Genomic DNA, 19,804 nt, shown 5'->3' on the forward strand with positions numbered 1-19,804 from the left:
CCCCTCGGCGCGCTGTGCAGACTTCGCTGATGGCAGACGTGGCCTTCATCGCGCTGACGATCGGGTGCTTCACGGTTCTGGTGCTGATCGTGAAGGGGGTGGCCCAGGTGAGCGACGCGCACCGGGCCGCCCACGGCGAGACAGCCGGCGAGCCGCACCCTCGCCCGGCGGGCGGAGAAGCGGACAGGGGAAAGCGGTGAGCTGGGAGAACATCCTCGGCCTCGGCGCCAGTGGCGCGCTGCTGCTCTACCTGTTGTGGGTGCTGCTCTTCCCGGAGCGCTTCTGATGAACGACGCCGCCGCCGGCCTGCTGACCATCGCCGCGCTGGTGGCGCTGCTCGCCCTCGTCCACGTCCCGCTCGGCGACTACCTGGCGCGCGTCTACACCGGCGAGCGGCACCTGGGCGTGGAGCGGCTGCTGTACCGGATCGCCCGCGTCGACCCGCGCGCCGACCAGCGGTGGACGGCGTACGCGCTGTCGCTGCTCGCGTTCTCCGCCGTCTCCGCCCTGTTCCTGTACGCCTTTCTGCGGCTCCAGGGGGTGCTGCCGCTGGCGCAGGGGCACGCGGGGGTGCACCCCTCCGGCGCCTTCAACACCGCCCTCTCCTTCGTCAGCAACACCGACTGGCAGTGGTACGCGGGCGAGACGACGCTGGGGCCGCCGGCGCAGATGGCGGGCCTGGCCGTGCAGAACTTCCTGTCGGCGGCCGTGGGCCTGGCCGTGGCGGTGGCGCTGATCCGGGGCTTCGCCCGCTCCCGCACCGACCGGCTCGGCAACTTCTGGGTGGACCTGGTCCGCGGCACGGTGCGGGTGCTGCTGCCGCTGGCGGTGCTCGCCGCGATCGTCATGGCGGCGGCCGGAGTGGTGCAGAACTTCCACGGAGTACGCGAGATCGTCACCCTGGGCGGGGACCGGCAGGCGCTGACCGGCGGCCCCGTCGCCTCCCAGGAGGCCATCAAGCTGCTGGGCGGCAACGGCGGCGGCTACTACAACGCCAACGCGGCGCACCCCTACGAGAACCCCAACCCGTTCACCAACTTCTTCCAGGTCTTCCTGCTCCTGCTGATCCCGTCCGCGCTGCCCCGCACCTTCGGGCGGATGACCGGCTCGCCCCGGCACGGCTGGGCGGTGCTGGCGGCGATGACCGCGCTGTGGGCGATCGGGCTCGCCGCCGTCACCACGGCCGAGGCGACGCACCACGGGGACGTGCCGCAGGCGGTGGGTGCGGCGACGGAGGGCAAGGAGTGGCGGTTCGGGGTGTGGAACAGCGCCCTGTACGCCAACGCCACGACCACCACCTCGACCGGGTCGGTGGACGCGGCGCACGAGAGCTTCACCCCGCTGGGCGGCGGGATGCTGCTGCTGAACATGCTGCTGGGCGAGGTCGCGCCGGGCGGGGTGGGCGTGGGCCTGTACGGGATGCTGGTGCTGGCGATGCTGGCGGTGTTCCTGGCCGGGCTGATGGTGGGGCGGACTCCGGAGTACCTGGGGAAGAAACTGCGGCAGCGGGAGATCACGCTGCTGGCGCTGTACGTCCTGGCGATGCCGTTCGCGGTGCTGACGGGCACCGCCCTGGCGCTGGCGTTCCCCGAGCCGCGCGCCAGGATCCTGGCGGGCCCGCCGCACGGGCTGAGCGAGGTGCTGTACGCGTACGCCTCGGCCGGGAACGGCAACGGCAGCGCGTTCGCCGGGCTCGGCGCGGACACCACCTTCTACACCACCACCCTGGGGCTCGTGATGCTGATGGGCCGTTTTGTGCCGATGGTGCTGGTGCTGGCGCTGGCCGGGGCGCTCGCCGCCCAGCACCGCACCCCCACCGGGGCGGGCACCCTGCCCACCCACACCCCGCTGTTCACGGGACTGCTGGTCACGGTGGCCGTGGTGGTGGCCGGGCTGACGTTCTTCCCGATGCTGGCCCTGGGCCCGCTGGCCGAGGGGCTGCGGTGACCGGGCCCAGCGGCAAGGCCCCCACCGGGGCGTTCAGCCCCCGCCAGCTCCTCACCTCGTTCCCGGCCGCGCTGCGCAAGCTGCACCCGCGCCACATGGTCCGTACCCCCGTGATGTTCGTGGTGTGGGCCGGTGCGCTGCTCACCACCGTGCTCGCCGCCGCCTCCCCCGGGGTCTTCGCCGTCGCGGTGGCGGCCTGGCTGTGGGTGACCGTCCTGTTCGCGAACCTCGCCGAGGCCGTCGCCGAGGGGCGCGGCCGGGCCCAGGCAGCGGCGCTGCGCCGGGCCAAGCGGGAAACGGTGGCCCGGCGGCTGATCCCGGACGGGGACGGCCGGGAGGAGGAGGTCCCGGGCGTACAGCTGCGGGTCGGGGACCTGGTGGTCGTCGAGGCCGGGCAGACGGTGCCCGGCGACGGCGAGGTGGTCGAGGGCATCGCCAGCGTCGACGAGTCGGCCATCACCGGCGAATCGGCCCCGGTCATCCGCGAATCGGGCGGCGACCGGTCGGCGGCGACCGGCGGCACGCAGGTGCTCTCGGACCGGATCGTGGTACGGATCACCGCCAAACCGGGCGAGAGCTTCCTGGACCGGATGATCGCCCTGGTGGAGGGCGCCGCCCGGCAGAAGACCCCCAACGAGATCGCGCTGTCCATCCTGCTCGCCGCGCTCACCGTCATCTTCCTGCTGGCCGTCACCGCCCTCCAGCCGGCCGCCGCCTACTCCGGCCGGGAGCAGACGGTGGTCGTGCTCGTGGCGCTGCTGGTGTGCCTCATCCCCACCACCATCGGCGCGCTGCTGTCCGCCATCGGCATCGCCGGCATGGACCGGCTGGTACAGCACAATGTGCTCGCCGTCTCCGGGCGGGCGGTGGAGGCGGCCGGGGACGTCAACACCCTGCTGCTGGACAAGACCGGCACCATCACCCTGGGGAACCGGCAGGCCACCGAGTTCGTGCCGGTGCCCCGGGTCGGCGAGGACGAACTGGCGGACGCCGCCCAACTGGCCTCGCTCGCCGACGAGACCCCCGAGGGCCGCTCCATCGTCGTCCTCGCGAAGGAACGGCACGGCCTGCGCGCCCGCGAGGAGGGCCAGGTGACCGGGGCCGACTTCGTCCCGTTCTCCGCCAGGACCCGGATGTCGGGCGTGGACCTGGACGACGGCCGGATGGTGCGCAAGGGCGCGGCCACCGCCGTCATCAAGTGGGTGCGGGAGAACGGCGGCACCTCCATCAACGAGGTCGGCCCGCTGGTCGACGCCATCAGCGCGAGCGGCGGCACCCCGCTGGTCGTCGCCGAACGGCCGGGCCCCGACGCCCCCGCCCGGGTCCTGGGTGTGGTCCGGCTGAAGGACATCATCAAGGTCGGCATCAGGAAACGGTTCGCCGAACTGCGCCGGATGGGCATCCGCACCGTCATGATCACCGGCGACAACCCGGCCACCGCCCAGGCCATCGCCCACGAGGCGGGCGTCGACCACTTCCTGGCCGAGGCCACCCCCGAGGACAAGATGGCCCTGATCCGGCAGGAGCAGGCGGACGGCCGGCTGGTGGCGATGACCGGCGACGGGACGAACGACGCCCCGGCCCTGGCCCAGGCCGACGTGGGCGTCGCCATGAACGCGGGAACCAACGCCGCCAAGGAAGCCGGGAACATGGTGGACCTCGACTCCAACCCCACCAAACTCATCGAGATCGTCGAGATCGGCAAACAGCTCCTCATCACCCGGGGAGCCCTGACCACCTTCTCCATCGCCAACGACGTGGCGAAGTACTTCGCGATCATCCCGGCGATGTTCACCGCGCTGTACCCGGGGCTGCGGCACCTCAACATCATGGCGCTGCACTCCCCCGAGTCGGCGATCCTGTCCGCCGTCATCTTCAACGCCCTGATCATCGTCGCCCTCATCCCCCTCGCCCTGCGCGGCGTCGCCTACCGCCCGGCGGGCGCCTCCAAGCTGCTGCGCCGCAACCTGGCGCTGTACGGGGCGGGCGGGCTGGTCACCCCGTTCATCGGCATCAAGCTCATCGACCTGCTCATCTCCCCGATCCCGGGCCTGGGAGGCTGAGCGCCGTGGTCCTGTCGGTACTGCGCCAGGCCGCCGCGGGCCTGCGAGTCCTGCTGCTGATGACCGTGCTGTGCGGGCTGGCCTACCCCGTGGTCATCTGGGGCGTCGCCCAGACCGCGTTCCACGACCAAGCCAACGGCTCCCTCGTGCACGCCGGGGGCCGCGTCGTCGGATCCTCCCTGATCGGCCAGGACTTCGGCGGCCCGCTGTGGTTCCATCCGCGCCCGGGCGGCTACGACCCGCTGGCCACCGGCGGCAGCAACCTCGGCCCCAGCAGCGCGCGGCTGCTCGCGGAGGTACGGCTGCGGCGGTCCTCGGTCGCGCGCACCGAGCACGTACCGGCGCACGAGGTGCCCCCGGACCCGCTGACCGGGTCGGCCAGCGGCCTGGATCCGCACATCTCCCCCGAGTACGCCCGCCAGCAGGTGACCCGGGTGGCCAGGGCACACGGACTGACGGAACAGCAGGTGCGCGAGCTGGTCGACTCCCACGTGCAGGGCCGCACCCTGGGCTTCCTGGGGCAGGAGCGGGTCAACGTCCTGCGGCTGAACCTGGCCCTGGCCGCGAAGGCCGGGTGAGAGGGCGGTGTCCCGTGGCACGCTGCGCGTCTTCCTGGGGGCGGCCCCGGGGGTGGGCAAGACCTACGACATGCTGGCGGACGGCAGACGGCGCGCCGCGCTCGGCGGCGACGTGGTCATCGGCTTCATGGAGGACCACGGCCGCGAACCCACCCGCAGGATGGCCGAGGGGCTGGAGACCGTCCCCCGCAGGGAGATGACCTACCGGGGCGCGCGGTTCACCGAGATGGACCTGGACGCGGTGCTGGCGCGCCACCCCGAGGTGGCGCTGGTGGACGAGCTGGCCCACACCAACGTCCCCGGCAGCCGCAACGCCAAGCGGTGGCAGGACATCGACGAACTCCTGCGGGCCGGCGTCCATGTGGTGTCCACCGTCAACATCCAGCATCTGGAGTCCCTGAACGAGGTGGTGGAGAACATCACCGGGGTCGTCCAGCGCGAGACCGTACCGGACGAGGTGGTGCGCCGGGCGGACCAGATCGAGCTGGTGGACCTGTCGGCGCAGGCCCTGCGCCGCCGCATGGAGTACGGCGACATCTATCCGCGGCACAAGGTCGCCGACGCGCTCACCCACTACTTCCGGGAGGGCAATCTGACCGCGCTGCGCGAACTGGCCCTGCTGTGGGTGGCGGACCGGGTGGAGGAGGCGTTGCAGCGGTACCGGGGCGAGCAGGGCATCCAGACGCCGTGGGCGACGCGCGAGCGCGTGGTGGTGGCGCTGTCCGGCGGCGCCGAGGGCACCACCTTGATCCGCCGGGGCAACCGCATCGCCCAGCGCGGGGCGGGCGGCGAACTGCTGGCGATCCACGTCCGGCGGGACGACGGGCTGCGCGAGGCTCCCAGCGAGACCATCGCCCGGCAGCGGGCGCTGGTGGAACGCCTGGGCGGCACCTTCGAGCTGGTGACGAGCGACGATCCGGCGGCGGCGGTCCTGGAGTTCGCCCGTGGGGTGAACGCCACCCAACTGGTGATCGGTGCCAGCCGCCGGGGCCGGGTGAAGTCCCTGCTGGCGGGCAAGGGCGTGGGCACCTCGATCGTGGAGGGCTCGGGCGACTACCTCGACGTGTACATCGTCACCCACGAGGAGGCGGCCCACGGCCGGCTGTAGCGGGCCAGCGGTGCGGTGTCAGTGGGCCCGGACGCGGGTGGGCCACTGCTGGGTGCGGTCGCCGCCGTAGCACTGGTCGCAGGGTTCGAGCACGGCGCGGTCGAAGACGCCGCTGTGTATGTAGCGGTAGGACAGGCCGGTCGAGCCGTCGCAGCCTGGGGTGCGGCAGGGCTGCGCGGTGGCGAAGGCGAAGCCGCCGTCCGGGGCGACGATGGCCACCTGCTCACAGGTGAGGCACGGGAAGCAGTACACGCCGCCCCGGGTGGTGATGGCGGACATCCCCTGGGGGGCGTTGCAGCCGGGGCATTCCACCCTCGAAGGCTAGGCCCGTCGCCGCGGCCCGGGTGCCGTCCCGTCGCTGCCCGGAGGCATGGCAGGGGCGTTGCGCTGGGCGGACGGGAGTCGCCCGGACATCCGTACGAAGAGTGAGGGGCCGCCCGCGCGGGGGTGGGAGTGCGCGGGCGGCCCGGTTCAGGAGGGGGCGCCCTGGGGGTCGGTGGCTTCCAGGGCGGGTCCGGTGACGGGATTCGCCCCGGTCGCGGCGCGGCGGCCGGCCCGCCATTCCAGGACCTTCATGCCGACCGGCTGGGCCCAGCGGGTGGCGAACGGGCCCACGATGACCAGGATCAGGACGTACGCGGTGGCGATCGGCGCGATGCGTGGTTCGACGCCGCTGGCCAGTCCCGCTATGACGATGGAGAACTCTCCCCTGGCCACCAGGGCGCCGCCGGCCCGCAGCCGGCCGCGCGGCCCGATGCCGGCGCGCTTGGCCGCGTACCAGCCGGTCGCGATCTTGGTGATGGTCGTGACGACGGCGAGCAGCAGCGCGGGGACCAGCACCGGCGGGATGTCGCCGGGCACGGTCGACAGGCCGAAGAAGACGAAGAAGACGGCGGCGAAGAGGTCGCGCAGCGGGGTGAACAGCTGGCGGGTGTTGTGGGCGACCTCGCCGGACAGGGCGATGCCGACGAGGAAGGCGCCGACGGCGGCGGAGACCTTCAGCTGCTGGGCGAAGCCGGCCACCAGCAGGGTCAGGCCGAGGACGACCAGCAGCAGCATCTCGGGGTTGTCGGAGGAGACCGCCTTGGAGATGAACCGGCCGTGCCGCAGGGCCACGTACAGCGCGGTGGCGGCCGTACCGAGGGCGATCAGCAGGGTGAGGCTGCCGCCGGCCAGGCCGACGCCGGCCAGCATGGCGGTGAGCAGCGGGAGGTAGGCCGCCATCGTGAGGTCCTCGATGACGAGGATGCCGAGGATGACGGGGGTCTCGCGGTTGCCGAGGCGGCCGAGGTCGGTGAGGACCTTGGCGATGACACCGGAGGAGGAGATGTAGGTGACGCCGGCCAGGGCGGTGGCGCCGACCGGACCCCAGCCCAGCAGCAGGCCGGCGACCGCGCCGGGGGTGGCGTTCAGCACGAAGTCCACGATGCCCGAGGGGTACTGGGTCTTCAGGCTGTCGACGAGTTCGGCGGGGCTGTACTCCAGACCGAGCATCAGCAGGAGCAGGATGACGCCGATCTCGGCGCCGATCTCGATGAAGCCCTCGGTGGTGGTGAGCGGCAGCAGGCCGCCGGAGCCGAAGGCCAGTCCGCCGATGAGATAGAGCGGAATGGGGGAGAGCCCGAGGCGGCCGGCCAGGCGCCCGACGATGCCGAGCCCGAACACGACCGCGCCCAGCTCGATGAGCATGGTGGTGGTTTCGTGCATACGCGTTTATCCCCCAGCGATGATGTCGGCGAGGTCGGAGACACCCTCGCGGGTGCCCACGACCAGCAGCGTGTCCCCTGCCTCAAGTCGGTAGTCGGGACCGGGCGACGGGTGGGCGCCGGTCCTGCGCAGCACGGCGACTATGGAGGCGCCGGTGCGGGTGCGTGCCCTGGTGTCGCCGAGCGGGCGGCCCCGGTAGGGCGAGTCCGGGCCGATGGCGATGCGTTCGGTGATCAGGTCCAGGCCGATCTCGCCGGGGGCGAAGGCGGCGCTGGTGCTGTCCGGCGCGATGAGGGAGGCCAGTTTGGCGGCCTCCTCGGCGTCCAGCGGCACGGTGCACTGGCAGGAGTCGGGGTCCTCGGGGTCGTAGAACCCCAGGAAGCGGCGGCCGTCCTCGTGGGCGACGACGGAGACGTGCCGTCCGTCCCGGGTGCTGATGTCGTATTGAACGCCCACGCCCGGCAGCGTGGTTCGTTTGGTGCCCATGAGTGTGTCGCGCCCTCCACAGCGGCAGTGTCGGAGCCGAGAATAGTGGTGAGAAACGCAAAGAAGTCTTTGGAAAGAAGTCATTGCAAAGATATCTTTGCGGTTCTAGGGTGGTGCTCATGACCGATCCCGAGAACCCGTACGCCCCCCACGACAACCGCGATGTCGTCGTCCTCGACGCCAAGGGTCTGCGCGCCCTCGCCCACCCCGTGCGGGTGCAGTTGCTCGGTCTGTTGCGGCGCAACGGGCCCTCCACCGCGACCCTGCTCGCCGGGCGGCTCGGGCTCACCTCGGGAGCCACCAGCTACCACCTGCGGCAGCTCTCCGCCGCGGGCTTCGTGGAGGAGGACGAGGAGCGCGGAAACGCCCGGGAACGCTGGTGGCGTTCGGTCCACCGGCTCACCTCCTTCGGCGACCTCACCCTGCGCGATCGCGAGCCGGAGGCGACCCTCGCCTTCCTCCAGTCGGTGGCCGTCTCCCATGCCCAGGCCACCCAGCGCACCCTCAACGAACTGGACACCATGCCGCGCGAATGGCGCGAGACGCTAGGCCTGGGCGATCGGCTGCTGCGACTCACCCAGCAGGAGGCGCGACAACTGCGCAACGAGCTGGACGAGGTCGTCGCCCGGTACCGGCCGGCCTCCGCCACCGGCCCCGGGGAGGCGCCCGAAGGTGCCGAAGGGGTCCAGGTCGTGCTGCATGTTTTGCCCGACCTTGAGGGATCTTTTGACTCCGCCGGGCGAGAGCTTGACCAGAACGAGGACGAACGATGAAGGGTGTGGAGGAGCGCCGCAGCCTTCGCCCGCTGGCCGGGGTGCTCGGCGCGCTCGCGGTGGCCCAGACCGGCACCAAGATCTCCACCCTCGCCCTGCCCTGGTTCGTGCTCACCAGCACCGGCAGCGCCGTGCAGACGGGGCTGGTGGCGCTCTTCGAGATGGTGCCCTACGTGGTGCTCAAAGGGCTGGCCGGGCCGGTCGTCGACCGGATCGGGCCCCGCCGGATCTCCTGGACCATGGACCTGGCCAGCGCGCTGCCCGCGCTGCTCATCCCGATCCTGTACGCCGCCGGGGCCCTGTCCTTTCCGGTACTGCTCGGCCTGGTGGCGCTGATCGGGGCCAGCCGGGGGCCGGGCGACCTGGCGAAGATGGTGCTGGTGCCGGAGGCCGCCGAACGCTGCCGAATCCCGATGGAACGCGCCACCGGACTGGCGGGCACCACCGAACGCCTCGCCTCCACCATCGGACCCGGCCTGGCCGGCCTGCTGGTGGCGGCCATCGGCCCGGTGCCCTCGCTGACCGTCATCGCGGGCTGTTTCGCACTGGGTTCGCTGATCATCGCCGTGTTCCTGCCGCGTGGCATGGGCGCACCGGCCCGGCCCGACCCGGCGAGCGGCGAGAGCGAAGAGGACGGCTACTGGCGGCGCTTCGCCCAGGGCTTCACGGTGCTGCGGCGCGATCCGCTGCTGCTGTCCCTCGCCCTCATGGTGGCGGTCACCAACCTGCTGGACGCGGCGTTCATGTCGGTGCTGCTGCCCGTGTGGGCTCAGGGAGCGGGACACGGACCGGAGGTGGTCGGGCTGCTCGGCACCGCCGCCGGGATCACCGCCATGGCCGGCAGCCTGACCGCGGCGGCCCTCGCCCACCGGCTGCCCCGGCTGCCGGTCTACATCATCGGCTTCCTCATCGCGGGCGCTCCGCGCTTCCTCGTCCTGGCGGCCGACGCGTCGCCGTGGGTGGTGCTGGCGGTCTTCGCCGTCAGCGGCCTGGGGGGCGGCTTCCTCAATCCGATCATCAGCGCGCTGATCTTCGAACGGAGCCCGCGCACCCATCTGGGCCGCGTCCAGGGTCTGGTCAGCTCGCTCGCGTGGTCCGGCATCCCGTTCGGCGGTCTGGCCGCCGGCGCCGCCATCGGCGCCATCGGACTGGCACCCGCGCTCGTCACCGGTGGCATCCTGTACGCGATCACCACTCTCCTGCCCGGTCTGCTCCCCCAGTGGCGGGTGATGGACCGGGCCCGGCGGGCCGCCCGCGCGGCGCCGCCCTCCGACACCCCCTCCCCGACCCCGGTGGAACATCCACGGACCACCACGGAACGGTAGGGGGAAGAACCCGCCCGGCCGGCCCTGTGGTGTGAAGTCCCCCCGCCGGCCGGGCGGGTTCGCTCAGCGGTCGGACATCACCGTGGCTCGCGGATTCCCGGTGGAATTCACTACGTTGCGGCCCATGGAGACCACCCCGAGCAAAACGTTCCGGTCCCTCGACCTCGGCGCCGGGGACGACGGCCGCTGGGCCGCCCTGATACGCGAGACCTACCCGCCCTCCGTGGTCGCCGACTGGCTGACCGCCGAGGGCCGCACCGACGCGGGTGCGCTTGCCGCCCGCCGGCTGTTCGCGACCCACCTGCCGGAGCTGCTGCCGTCCCTGCGCCGGCTGACCGCCCAGCTGGAGGACATCCCGCACGCCGGGACGTTTCTCACCCTGGCCGCCGTCCGCCCCTTCTGGTCCGGCTGCACCCAGATCGGCAGCGGCGGTGAACTCCTGCGCACCTACGACTTCGCGCCGGACGGCGTCGAGGGCACCTTCGTCCGCTCACACCTGCTGCGCCCCGTCATCGGTACCCAGGAGGGCGGCTGGGGCCTGCTGGACGGGATGAACGACGCCGGTCTCGCCATCTCCCTCACCTTCGGCGGGCGCAAGGTCCACGGGCCGGGCTTCGCGGTGGTGCTGGTGATCCGCTGGCTGCTGGAGACCTGTACGTCCGTGGACCAGGCGCTCACACGGCTGCGCACCGTCCCCGTCCGCATCCCGCAGAACCTCACCCTGGTGGACGCCACCCGCTCCGTCACCGTGTATCTCGGCCCGGACATCCCCATGACCGAGGCCCCCGACGCCTGCGCCGCCAACCATCAGTCCGAGACGGTGCCGAAGGAGGCGGAGGAGGCACAGCGGGCGCGGCACAGCCGGGAACGGCTGGCCGTCCTGCGCGCCGCGGGGCCCGATGTGGCGGCCCTGCTGCGCCCGCCGCTGCACAAGGACGGACACGCGCAGGGGTTCGGCACCGTCTACAGCGCCCACTACCGCCCGGCGGAGGGCGTCGTCACCTACCACTGGCCGGACGCCGACAGCTGGCGGCTGTCGTTCGGCTCCTTCACCGAGGAGACCAGGACGGTGCGCCTGGGCAGGCCCCGACCGGCACCGGCACGGCGCACCTGATCCGTCCGGGCCGGCCCGGACGGTCCTGGCACGCCGACAGCCCCCGGCCGGAAGGGCCGGGGGCTGTCGGGTCCGGTGGAGGCGGCCGTGTTCCGCCGCCACCGGGTGCGGGTCACGCCGGGCCGCCGCCCGGGTGCCACGGGGTGCCATAGCGCTCCGCCAGGCTGGTGGCCTCCGCGTCGGTGAGCAGCCGGGGGGTGCGGCCGTTCAGCAGGAGGAGGAGGTGGGCGGTCTCCTCCAGCTCTATAGCTGCGTCGGCCGCCGCCGCCATCGTGGTGCCCGAGGTGACCGGGCCGTGGTTCTGGAGCAGCGCCGCCCGGAACGGGAAGTCCAGCTCGCGCAGGAGCACGGCCTGCGGCACATCGCCGGGCTCCGCGTACGGCAGCAGCGGGGTCTGCCCGACCCGCATCACGAAGTACGGGGTCAGCGGCGGCACCGCGCTCCGGTCCGACCAGGGCGGCAGGCACGAGTACGCGGCGGCGTGCGCGCTGTGCAGGTGCACCACCGCCGTCGCCTCCGGGTCGCGCTGGTAGAGCGCCAGGTGCAGCGGGAACTCCTTGGAGGGCCGCGGCCCTTCCAGCAGTGCCCGCTCCAGTGGGGTGTCCACCGGGGCGCCGGCGTCCAGGACGGCCAGGCCCTCGGGGTCCAGCGCGTCCAGCCGGGCACCGGTCGGGGTGATGTAGATGCGGTCGCCGATCCGGACGCTCAGATTGCCCGAGGCGCCCGGGCTCAGCCCGGCGGCGGTGAGCTCACGCCCCGCCGCGACGAGTTCGTGGCGTGCGTCGCTGCTCATATCCGGTTCCAGCTCCCGTTCGGTCCGTGTGTTACGCAAGGGCCTGCCAGCCCGCCGTGAAGATGTCGCGGTGGCCGAAGTTGCCCGACTTCAGGGCGAGGTTGTACGCGCGGCCGTCGGCCGCCGTGCCGTGGGCCCACGAGACGCCGGGCGCCAGCGACGGGCCCAGCTCCAGGCGCTGTACGTCCAGTGCCTGCACCACGCTGCCCGAGGTCTCGCCGCCGGCCACCAGGAACTGCCGGGCGCCGGCCTCGGCGAAGGCGGTGGCGCAGCCGGCCAGCGCCTCCTCCATGACCTCGGAGGCCGGACGTTCGCCCGCGGGCGGTGCCTTCTCCAGGTCGTCGAGGGAGTCCACCGCATACACCAGCACCGGCTCGCCGGGGGCCCGGCTCCAGCGCTCGCGCGCCCAGGCGGTCAGCCGGGCGACCTCGCCGGGCAGGTCGGCCCGCAGCGCGGCCAGGTCCAGCTTGTGGTGCGCCAGCTGCTCGCGGGCGTCGGCGATCTGGCCGCGGGTCGCGGAGGAGGCGCTGCCGGCCAGGACCGCGCGGTGTCCCGCCGTCACCGGCATCGCGTCGGTGGCGGGGGCGTCCGCCACCGCGGGCAGTCCCAGCGCGAGGCCCGAGCCGCCGGTCACCAGCGGGTCCCCGGAGGTGACCTCGGCGATGATCGCGAGGTCGCTCTCGTCCAGGGCGTCGACGACCACGTAGGTGCCTTCCGCCGCGTCGATCGCCGCCCGCAGGGCCGCCGCTCCGGCGCGGACCGTCTGGAGCGGCACGGTCGCCACCCGGTGGGTGGTCTGCGGGCGCAGCAGCGCGGCCACGTCCGAATCGGTCATCGGGGTCAGCGGGTGGTGCCGCATCGAGCTCTCGCTCAGCAGCTGCCCGCCGACGAACAGATGCCCCTGGTAGACCGTGCGCCCGGTGGCGGGGAAGGACGGCACCACGACCACCTTGTCCGCGCCGAGCTCCGCCGCCAGCGCGTCGGCCACCGGGCCGATGTTGCCGGCCGGGGTGGAGTCGAAGGTGGAGCAGTACTTGTCGTAGAAGCGCTCGCAGCCCAGCCGCCGCAGGGCATCGAGCGCCGCCACGGACTGCCGTACCGCGTCCGCCACCGGGGCGGTCCGCGTCTTCAGCGCGACCACCACCGCGTCCATCCCGGCGACCCGCAGATCCGCGAGCTGCTCGTCGCTGGGGACACCCAGGGTCACGCTGGTGCGCAGTCCCCGGGCGACCCAGTTGGTGGCGAGGTCGGTAGCACCGGTGAAGTCATCGGCCACGCCGCCCCATCTGACCTGTCCTGCCGCCATGCGTCGTCACCGTCCGTTACGCCGTTCCTACGTATCCAGGCGAGAGGCGCGTGATGCTCCCGCGCCAATCTGTGAATTTATGGTACTACAGTTGACGCTCATGTTAATTGGCGTTACGTTCGCGCTGCATAGGCGGGTTCACCCGATTCACCCGCCGACGCAGCACACGCAGCAGCACCAGCGCCAGGAGGGCACCATGAACGCCGAGCCGCACGGGACGCGGGAAACCGTCACGTACGCACTGACGGGCGCGCGCGGCGGCTTCGCCCGTACGCTGCTGGCCCAGACCCGGTTCACCCCGGACGTCGAGCCGGCCGTACTGTGCGACCTCGACACCGAAGGGGTACTGGCGCTCGCCGCCGAGCTGGGCTTCCCCGCCGAGGGACCCGGCTCCCTCACCGTCGCCACCGACCGGGCCGGCATCGAGGCCGCCCGCGCCGCGGGACGCACCGCCGTGATCGCGGACATCTCCCTGCTGGCCGGCGCCGCCTACGACATCCTTGTCGAGGCCACCGGCAGCCCGGCCGTGGGGTACCGCGCCGCGCGCACCGCGCTCACCGGCGGCCACCACGTGGCGATGGTCAGCAAGGAGGTCGACTCCGTCAGCGGCATCGAACTCGCCTCCCTCGCCGCCGACAGCGGTCTCGTCTACACCACCGCCACCGGCGACCAGCCCGCCAACCTCATCCAGCTCTTCACCTGGGCCCACGGCCTGGGCCTGGAGATCGTCGCCATCGGCAAGTCCGGCGAGTACGACCTCGTCTTCGACCCCGAGCGCGGCACCGTCACCCAGCTCGACGAGACCATCGACGCCCCGGCCCTCGGCGGCCTGCTGAAGCTGGACCGGGAGAGCCCCGAAGGCGTCCGCACCACCCTGGCCGCCCGCGCCGAGGCCGTCGCCGGCCTCAAGCGCAGCGCCGCCGCCGACTACTGCGAGATGTCCGTCGTCGCCACGAGCACCGGCTTCACCCCCGATGTCGAGGCGATGCACTACCCGGTGGCCCGTACCGCCGAACTCGCCGACGTCTACGCCTTGCGCGAGCACGGCGGCGTCGTCACCCGTCCTGGTGTCGTGGACGTCTTCAGCGTGCTGCGGCTGCCCGAGGAAGCCAGCTTCGCCGGCGGCGTGTTCGTCGTGGTCCGCACCCACGACACCGTCACCTGGGAGCTGCTGCGGCAGAAGGGACACGTCGTCAGCCGCGACGGCCGCTACGCCTGCGTCTACCTCCCCTACCACCTGATGGGCGTCGAGACCCCGACCACCCTGCGCGACGCCGTGCTGCGCGGCATCCCCGCCGGCTCACCCTCCCCCGCCCAGCACGCCGTACTCGCCGGGCGCGCCACCGAGGACCTGAGCGCCGGCACCGTGCTGACCATGGGCGGCCACCACCACGAGGTGACAGGTGTGGCGCCGGTGCTGCTGGCCGCCGCCGACGCCCCGGCCGACACCGCGCCGCTGTACCTGGCCGCGCACGCCACCCTCGTACGGGACGTGGCGGCCGGTTCGCTGCTCACCCTCGACGACGTGAGCGGCTACGACCCCGACCTGCTCGCCGCCTGGAACGCCGGGCGCGACGCGTACCCCACCGCCCCCACCACCCCCTGACTCCCCCACGCTCTCCCCTCCCCAGGACGGCCGCAGTGACGCGGCCATGAAACAAAGAGGTTCGCCATGTCCGACGCCTACACGCTCTTCGCGTTCGGCGCGGCGATCGCGGCGCTGGTGCTGCTGATCGCCAAGTTCAAGGTCCACCCGGTGGCCACCTTGTTCATCATCGTCACCTCGCTGGGCCTGGTGCTCGGCATGGGCGGTGCCAAGACGATCGAGCTGGTCACCACCGGCTTCGGCAACACCCTGGCCAGTGTGGGTCTGCTGGTCATCTTCGGCTGTGTGCTGGGGAAGATGCTGGAGCTGAGCGGCGCGGCACTGCGGATCACCAAGGCGGCGCTGAGCCTGTTCTCGGGCAAGAAGGTGCCGTGGGCCGTCGCGCTGGCCTCGACGGTCGTCGGTATCCCGCTGATCGCCGACACCGTCGTGCTGATGCTGATCCCGGTGGTCTCGGCCATCGCGTACCAGTCGAAGATGTCGATGATGCGGCTGGGCCCGATCCTGTACATCGGCGCCTACGTGATGACCTCGCTGGTGCCGCCGGGCCCCGGCCCGCTGGCCGCCACCTCGCTGCTGGGCGTGGACCTGGGTGAGGCGACGCTGTGGGGCCTGGTCGTGGCCATCCCCGGCATCATCGTCGCCACGATCTACCTGCTGACCATCAAGACGCACGTCGACCCCAAGCCGGAGTTCACCGACCACCTCGCGGGCGCCGGTGCGGCCGCGGGTGACGGCGGCGGCAAGCCCCGTCTTTCCCTGGGCGGTTCCGGTACCGACGCGGACGGCGAGACCGAGCGCGAACTGCCCCCGCTGTGGATGTCGCTGGTCCCGATCTTCCTGCCGATCGTGCTGATCATGTCCAGCTCGTTCGTGGTCGACCTGTTCGAGGCGGACAACGCCGTCGGCGGGGTGCTGGCCTTCCTCGGTGAGCCGGTCATAGCCCTGTTCATCGGCTGTCTGGCCGCGCTGCCGCTGTTCGGCCGCCGCTGGTCGAGCAAGGAGACCCTGAACGACCTGTTCGAGGCCGGTCTGAAGCTGGCCGCCATGCCGCTCGCCCTCACCGGTGTCGGCGGCGCGCTGGCCACCATCATCCGGGACACCGAAGTGGCGGACTCCGTCGCCGAGATGATCCAGGACTGGGGCCTGTCCCCCATCATCGTGCCGTTCCTGGTGGCCGCGGCCATCTGCACCATCACCGGTTCGAATATCCTCGGCGTGATGACCGCCGCGGCGATCATGGAACCGCTCGCCGAGGGCCTGGGCATCTCCGCGCTCGCCATCTACTTGGCGTGCGGCACCGGAGCGCAGATCATGAAGCACGCCAACTCCTCGGGCTTCTGGGTCACCACCACCCTGTCCAACATGACGGTCGGCCAGGGCATCCGCTCCATCGGGGTGGCCTCGGCCCTGTCCGGGGTGACCGGCTTCGCGATCGTGTACGCCCTGTACGGATTCGGCGTCATCTGACCCATCCGGCGACGGCCCGGCCGGCAGACCTCTGCCGGCCGGCCGGGCCGGTCCACGGAAAGACCGACAGGCACAAGGAGGCACCACGGTGTCGTCAGAAGGGTCTCCCGGCTCCGCGGACACCCCGCTGATCCCGGATCAGCGCCGGGAGCTGCTGATCAAGCTGCTGCGCGGGCACTCGGTGCTCAGCGTGCACCAGCTGACCGAGCTGCTCGGGGTCTCCCACATGACGGTACGGCGCGACATCGCCGCGCTGGAGCGACAGGGGCGCGCCGTGTCGGTGCCCGGCGGGGTACGCATCGCCGGGCAGCTGCATCATGAGCCGAGCTTCATCGACAAGTCGACCATGGACCAGCCGGCGAAGCTCGCCATCGCCGCCCGCGCCGGGGAACTCCTCCAGGACGGCACCACCGTGTACCTGGACGCCGGCACCACCTGTCAGGCCCTGGTCCCGCACATCGTGCGGCGCCAGGGCATGACGGTGGTGACCAACGACTTCACCACGGCCAACGCCCTGATGGGCAACCCGGACGTGGAGGTCATCCACACCGGTGGCCGCATAGAGCACGCCAACCGCTCCACCGTGGGGCGGCTCGCCGCGCAGACGCTGACGCAGCTGGCGCTGGACATCGCCTTCGTCTCCACCAGTTCGTGGGACCTGCAGCGCGGGGTGACCACGCCGTCCTCCGCGAAGGTGGAGGTCAAGCAGGCGGCGATGGCGAGCGCCTCGCGGTCGGTGCTGCTGACCGGGTCCGCCAAGTACGGCACCTTCGGCATGTACCGGGTGGCGGCGCTGAGCGAGTTCGAGTCGATCGTGACGGACGAGGGCCTGTCGCCCGCGGCACGCGAGACGCTGCGTGCCCAGGGCATCGCCACGTTCGTGGCCACCGCTACAGAGTGATGAGCGGACTGTCACAACACTGATCGGCGGGGGCGGATGTCCGGCGCGGTGAGGCATCATCGGCCACATGGGGATTGTCGCCGGTCTGGACAGCTCGTCCGTTTACACCCGCATCGTGGTCTGTGACACCGATACGGGCCAGGTGGTACGGCACGGCCACGCCGACCACCCGAAGGAAGAAGCCACCCCCGAGGCGTGGCTGCACTCCCTGGGGGAGGCAGCCGGCGGCGGCGTCCTGGAGGACGTCGCCGCGATCGGGGTCGCCGCGCAGCCGCACGCCGTGGTCGCGCTGGACGAGAGCGGAGCGCCGGTACGGGCCGCCTCCCCGGGGGTGGGCGGCGAGGACCGCGCCCGCACGGCCGCGCTCGACGCCGCGGCCCGGGAACTGACCGACGCGCTCGGCGGCCCCGACACCTGGACCCGCGCGGTGGGCTCCGTACCCCAGGGCGGACAGCCGGTGGCCCGGCTGCGCCGGCTCGCGCGCGAACACCCCGAGGCGGCGCGGCGGGTCGCCGGGGTGGCGCTCGCCCAGGACTGGCTCGTGTGGCAACTGCTGGGCCGTCCGGCACGCATGGCCACCGACCGGGGCGGGGCCTCCAGCACCGGCTACTGGTCGCCGGTGGGCGGTGAGTGGCGGCCCGAACTCGTCGAACTCGCCCTGGGACACGCGGTCGCGCTGCCCGAGGTCCTCGCCCCCGCCCAGCCGGCCGGGCGCACCCCGGAGGGCCAGCTGATCTCGGCGGGCACGGGCGAGACGATGGCGGCGGCCTTCGGGCTCGGCGTGGGCCCCGGCGACGCGGTGCTCTCCCTCGGCGCCTCCGGCTCGGTCTGCGCCGTCCACCACGCGGCGCTGCCGCCCGACAGCAGCGGCGCGGTCACCGCGTACGCGGACGCCACGGGCCATCACCTGCCGGTGGTCCGCACCCTCAACGCGGTACGGGTGCTGCGCGGCACCGCGGAACTGCTCGGCTGCGACCTGCCCGCACTCTCCGACCTCGCGCTGCGCTCGACGCCGGGCGCCCACGGGCTGGTCTTCCTGCCGTACCTGGCGGGCGAGCGGGTGCCCGCTCTCCCGCACGCGGCGGGCACCCTGACCGGCCTGCGCCGGGAGAGCATGAAGCCCGAACACCTGGCCCGGGCGGCGTTCGAGGGGATGCTGTGCGGCCTGGCGGACGCGGCGGACGTGCTGCGCGAACGCGGCGTACGGATCGACCGGTTCTTCCTGCTGGGCGCGGCGGCGGACCTGCCGGCGGTGCGGGAACTCGCCCCCGCGCTGCTCGGCGCCCCGGTGGTGATCCCCGCCCCGGCCGCCTATACCGCGCTGGGTGCGGCCCGCCAGGCGGCCTGGGCCCTGGGGGTCGAACAGGGCCGGCTGACCCCGGACACCCCGCCGAAGTGGCCCGAGCAGGACGGGGAGACCTACCACCCGGGCGATGACCTGCCCACGGGGAAGGCCATCCGCCAGCAGTACGGGGCGGTCCGGGACACCACTCACCCGCAGGGGTGACGCGCTCCCCGGCCGCCGGTCAGTCCAGGTAGCCGCGCAGCTGGTTGGCGTACGCGTGGTCGCGCAGTTTGCCCAGCGTCTTGTGCTCGATCTGCCGGATGCGTTCACGCGTCACGCCGAACAGCCGGCCGATCTCCTCCAGCGTCCGGGGCCGCCCGTCCGTCAGGCCGTAGCGCAGCTCGACCACCCGCCGCTCCCGGTCGCCCAGCGTGGACAGCACCGCCTCCAGCTGCTCCCGCAGCAGCAGGAACGCCGCCGACTCCGCCGGCGAGGGGATGTCCACGTCCTCGATCAGGTCGCCCAGGTTGACGTCGTCCTCCTCCCCCACCGGGGACTGGAGGGAGATCGGGTCCTGGGCGAGCCGCAGGATCTCCGTCACCCGGGCCGCCGTCAGACCGAGCAGGACGCCGACCTCGGCCGGGGACGGCTCGTAGCCGCGCTCCTGAAGGACCCGTCGCTGTACCCGCACCACCCGGTTGATCAGCTCCACCACATGCACCGGGACGCGTATCGTGCGGGCCTGGTCGGCGATCGCCCGCGACATGGCCTGGCGGATCCACCAGGTCGCGTACGTGGAGAACTTGAAGCCCCGGGCGTAGTCGAACTTCTCCACCGCCCGGATCAGCCCCAGATTGCCCTCCTGGACCAGATCCAGCATCGTCAGCCCGCGCCCGATGTACCGCTTGGCGACGGAGACGACCAGCCGCAGGTTCGCCTCGATCAGCTGCCGCTTCGCGCGCCGGCCGCGGACCACGAGCTGGTCGAGGTCCAGGGCGAGCCGGGGGTCGTGCCGCTGTGCGCCGTGGGCCGCCGCCAGGCGCTCCTCGGCGAACAGCCCGGCCTCGATGCGGCGGGCCAGCTCCACTTCCTCCGCCGCCGTCAGGAGCGGAATGCGGCCGATCTCCCGCAGATACTGCCGGAAGAGGTCGGCCGACGCGCCCGACGCCGACGCCGACGCCGTTGGAGCGGGTGGCTTCCGGACCCGAACCGGTGCCGGAACATCAAGGATCTGGCTCTGCACGGGCGACACGGGCGACCTCCACAGTGATCGCGACCGGCGCGTGGGGGGCAGTCCGGTCACGAGAGGCATGCGTCCATTTTTTGTGCTGGCGGCTCCTGG

Annotated in this window: 19 protein-coding genes; 13 read left to right on the forward strand and 6 right to left on the reverse strand. The window is 72.5% G+C overall.

All coding sequences use genetic code 11. The features are described from left to right. Positions 1-29: 29 nt before the first annotated feature. The 6 genes from SXIM_RS27295 to SXIM_RS06860 are packed head-to-tail and all read left to right on the forward strand — an operon-like array spanning position 30 to position 5,696. Complete coding sequence (locus SXIM_RS27295; protein WP_158707966.1) at positions 30-200, forward strand: hypothetical protein; 171 nt, start codon at positions 30-32, stop codon at positions 198-200. Next, on the forward strand, positions 197-286 hold the full coding sequence (locus tag SXIM_RS06840; RefSeq protein ID WP_107046929.1) for a potassium-transporting ATPase subunit F: 90 nt from the start codon (positions 197-199) through the stop codon (positions 284-286). Before SXIM_RS27295 ends, SXIM_RS06840 begins: the two co-directional genes overlap by 4 nt. Beyond that, on the forward strand, positions 286-1,947 hold the full coding sequence (kdpA, locus tag SXIM_RS06845; RefSeq protein ID WP_030726083.1) for a potassium-transporting ATPase subunit KdpA: 1,662 nt from the start codon (positions 286-288) through the stop codon (positions 1,945-1,947). Before SXIM_RS06840 ends, kdpA begins: the two co-directional genes overlap by 1 nt. Beyond that, a complete protein-coding gene (gene kdpB, locus SXIM_RS06850; protein ID WP_030726080.1) occupies positions 1,944-4,010 on the forward strand; it encodes a potassium-transporting ATPase subunit KdpB in 2,067 nt (688 codons plus the stop codon). Before kdpA ends, kdpB begins: the two co-directional genes overlap by 4 nt. Further along, the gene (kdpC, locus tag SXIM_RS06855) at positions 4,007-4,588 is read left to right on the forward strand and encodes a potassium-transporting ATPase subunit KdpC (protein WP_043176852.1); all 582 of its coding nucleotides are present in this window, start codon (positions 4,007-4,009) and stop codon (positions 4,586-4,588) included. Before kdpB ends, kdpC begins: the two co-directional genes overlap by 4 nt. A 7-nt stretch (positions 4,589-4,595) precedes the next feature. Next, the gene (locus SXIM_RS06860) at positions 4,596-5,696 is read left to right on the forward strand and encodes a universal stress protein (protein WP_030726075.1); all 1,101 of its coding nucleotides are present in this window, start codon (positions 4,596-4,598) and stop codon (positions 5,694-5,696) included. Positions 5,697-5,714: 18 nt separating this feature from the next. Here SXIM_RS06860 and SXIM_RS06865 read toward each other — a convergent pair whose 3' ends face one another. The 3 genes from SXIM_RS06865 to SXIM_RS06875 all read right to left on the reverse strand — a co-directional run bounded on the left by SXIM_RS06865 (position 5,715) and on the right by SXIM_RS06875 (position 7,889). Beyond that, the gene (locus tag SXIM_RS06865) at positions 5,715-6,008 is read right to left on the reverse strand and encodes a hypothetical protein (RefSeq protein WP_148236076.1); all 294 of its coding nucleotides are present in this window, start codon (positions 6,006-6,008) and stop codon (positions 5,715-5,717) included. 159 nt (positions 6,009-6,167) lie between these two features. After that, on the reverse strand, positions 6,168-7,403 hold the full coding sequence (locus SXIM_RS06870; RefSeq protein ID WP_030726071.1) for a cation:proton antiporter: 1,236 nt from the start codon (positions 7,401-7,403) through the stop codon (positions 6,168-6,170). Positions 7,404-7,409: 6 nt separating this feature from the next. Further along, entirely contained in the window at positions 7,410-7,889 is a 480-nt protein-coding gene (locus SXIM_RS06875) for a cation:proton antiporter regulatory subunit (RefSeq protein ID WP_030726069.1), read from the reverse strand. A 119-nt stretch (positions 7,890-8,008) separates the two neighbouring features. Here SXIM_RS06875 and SXIM_RS06880 point away from each other — a divergent pair, with 119 nt between their 5' ends. The 3 genes from SXIM_RS06880 (at position 8,009) to SXIM_RS06890 (ending at position 11,101) form a co-directional block, all read left to right on the forward strand. After that, entirely contained in the window at positions 8,009-8,662 is a 654-nt protein-coding gene (locus tag SXIM_RS06880) for an ArsR/SmtB family transcription factor (protein WP_030726066.1), read from the forward strand. Next, entirely contained in the window at positions 8,659-9,987 is a 1,329-nt protein-coding gene (locus tag SXIM_RS06885) for an MFS transporter (protein ID WP_030726063.1), read from the forward strand. Before SXIM_RS06880 ends, SXIM_RS06885 begins: the two co-directional genes overlap by 4 nt. Positions 9,988-10,111: 124 nt before the next feature. Continuing rightward, complete coding sequence (locus SXIM_RS06890) at positions 10,112-11,101, forward strand: acyl-coenzyme A--6-aminopenicillanic acid acyl-transferase (protein WP_046723281.1); 990 nt, start codon at positions 10,112-10,114, stop codon at positions 11,099-11,101. A gap of 112 nt (positions 11,102-11,213) precedes the next feature. Here SXIM_RS06890 and SXIM_RS06895 read toward each other — a convergent pair whose 3' ends face one another. Together SXIM_RS06895 and otnK are read right to left on the reverse strand one after the other, a co-directional pair. Beyond that, entirely contained in the window at positions 11,214-11,894 is a 681-nt protein-coding gene (locus SXIM_RS06895; RefSeq protein WP_030726058.1) for a class II aldolase/adducin family protein, read from the reverse strand. A gap of 31 nt (positions 11,895-11,925) precedes the next feature. Next, the gene (gene otnK, locus SXIM_RS06900; protein ID WP_046723283.1) at positions 11,926-13,200 is read right to left on the reverse strand and encodes a 3-oxo-tetronate kinase; all 1,275 of its coding nucleotides are present in this window, start codon (positions 13,198-13,200) and stop codon (positions 11,926-11,928) included. A 196-nt stretch (positions 13,201-13,396) separates the two neighbouring features. Between otnK and SXIM_RS06905 the strand changes: the two genes are divergently transcribed. The 4 genes from SXIM_RS06905 to SXIM_RS06920 all read left to right on the forward strand — a co-directional run bounded on the left by SXIM_RS06905 (position 13,397) and on the right by SXIM_RS06920 (position 18,684). Further along, on the forward strand, positions 13,397-14,806 hold the full coding sequence (locus tag SXIM_RS06905) for a homoserine dehydrogenase (protein WP_030726052.1): 1,410 nt from the start codon (positions 13,397-13,399) through the stop codon (positions 14,804-14,806). 66 nt (positions 14,807-14,872) lie between these two features. Then, the gene (locus SXIM_RS06910) at positions 14,873-16,276 is read left to right on the forward strand and encodes a GntP family permease (RefSeq protein ID WP_030726049.1); all 1,404 of its coding nucleotides are present in this window, start codon (positions 14,873-14,875) and stop codon (positions 16,274-16,276) included. Positions 16,277-16,364: 88 nt separating this feature from the next. Further along, positions 16,365-17,177 carry a DeoR/GlpR family DNA-binding transcription regulator gene (locus SXIM_RS06915; RefSeq protein ID WP_030726046.1) on the forward strand — a complete coding sequence of 271 codons (813 nt, stop codon included), beginning with the start codon at positions 16,365-16,367 and terminating at the stop codon, positions 17,175-17,177. A gap of 67 nt (positions 17,178-17,244) precedes the next feature. Further along, on the forward strand, positions 17,245-18,684 hold the full coding sequence (locus SXIM_RS06920; protein WP_030726043.1) for an FGGY-family carbohydrate kinase: 1,440 nt from the start codon (positions 17,245-17,247) through the stop codon (positions 18,682-18,684). Between the two features lie 19 nt (positions 18,685-18,703). Here SXIM_RS06920 and SXIM_RS06925 read toward each other — a convergent pair whose 3' ends face one another. Continuing rightward, positions 18,704-19,714: an RNA polymerase sigma factor gene (locus SXIM_RS06925; RefSeq protein WP_052384986.1), complete on the reverse strand. Its 1,011-nt coding sequence runs from the start codon at positions 19,712-19,714 to the stop codon at positions 18,704-18,706. Positions 19,715-19,804: the final 90 nt, after the last annotated feature.

It is taken from the genome of Streptomyces xiamenensis (assembly GCF_000993785.3).
In the GTDB taxonomy this organism is placed as follows: domain Bacteria; phylum Actinomycetota; class Actinomycetes; order Streptomycetales; family Streptomycetaceae; genus Streptomyces; species Streptomyces xiamenensis.

What these genes read in the sequence shown, in the direction of transcription:
- SXIM_RS06910 (WP_030726049.1), top strand. Translation starts at nt 14,873, where the DNA reads ATGTCCGACGCCTACACGCTCTTCGCGTTCGGCGCGGCGATCGCGGCG.
- kdpA (WP_030726083.1), top strand. Translation starts at nt 286, where the DNA reads ATGAACGACGCCGCCGCCGGCCTGCTGACCATCGCCGCGCTGGTGGCG.
- SXIM_RS06905 (WP_030726052.1), top strand. Translation starts at nt 13,397, where the DNA reads ATGAACGCCGAGCCGCACGGGACGCGGGAAACCGTCACGTACGCACTG.
- SXIM_RS06875 (WP_030726069.1), bottom strand. Translation starts at nt 7,889, where the DNA reads ATGGGCACCAAACGAACCACGCTGCCGGGCGTGGGCGTTCAATACGAC.
- SXIM_RS06890 (WP_046723281.1), top strand. Translation starts at nt 10,112, where the DNA reads ATGGAGACCACCCCGAGCAAAACGTTCCGGTCCCTCGACCTCGGCGCC.
- SXIM_RS06895 (WP_030726058.1), bottom strand. Translation starts at nt 11,894, where the DNA reads ATGAGCAGCGACGCACGCCACGAACTCGTCGCGGCGGGGCGTGAGCTC.
- otnK (WP_046723283.1), bottom strand. Translation starts at nt 13,200, where the DNA reads ATGGCGGCAGGACAGGTCAGATGGGGCGGCGTGGCCGATGACTTCACC.
- SXIM_RS06870 (WP_030726071.1), bottom strand. Translation starts at nt 7,403, where the DNA reads ATGCACGAAACCACCACCATGCTCATCGAGCTGGGCGCGGTCGTGTTC.
- SXIM_RS06920 (WP_030726043.1), top strand. Translation starts at nt 17,245, where the DNA reads ATGGGGATTGTCGCCGGTCTGGACAGCTCGTCCGTTTACACCCGCATC.
- SXIM_RS06885 (WP_030726063.1), top strand. Translation starts at nt 8,659, where the DNA reads ATGAAGGGTGTGGAGGAGCGCCGCAGCCTTCGCCCGCTGGCCGGGGTG.
- SXIM_RS06880 (WP_030726066.1), top strand. Translation starts at nt 8,009, where the DNA reads ATGACCGATCCCGAGAACCCGTACGCCCCCCACGACAACCGCGATGTC.
- SXIM_RS27295 (WP_158707966.1), top strand. Translation starts at nt 30, where the DNA reads ATGGCAGACGTGGCCTTCATCGCGCTGACGATCGGGTGCTTCACGGTT.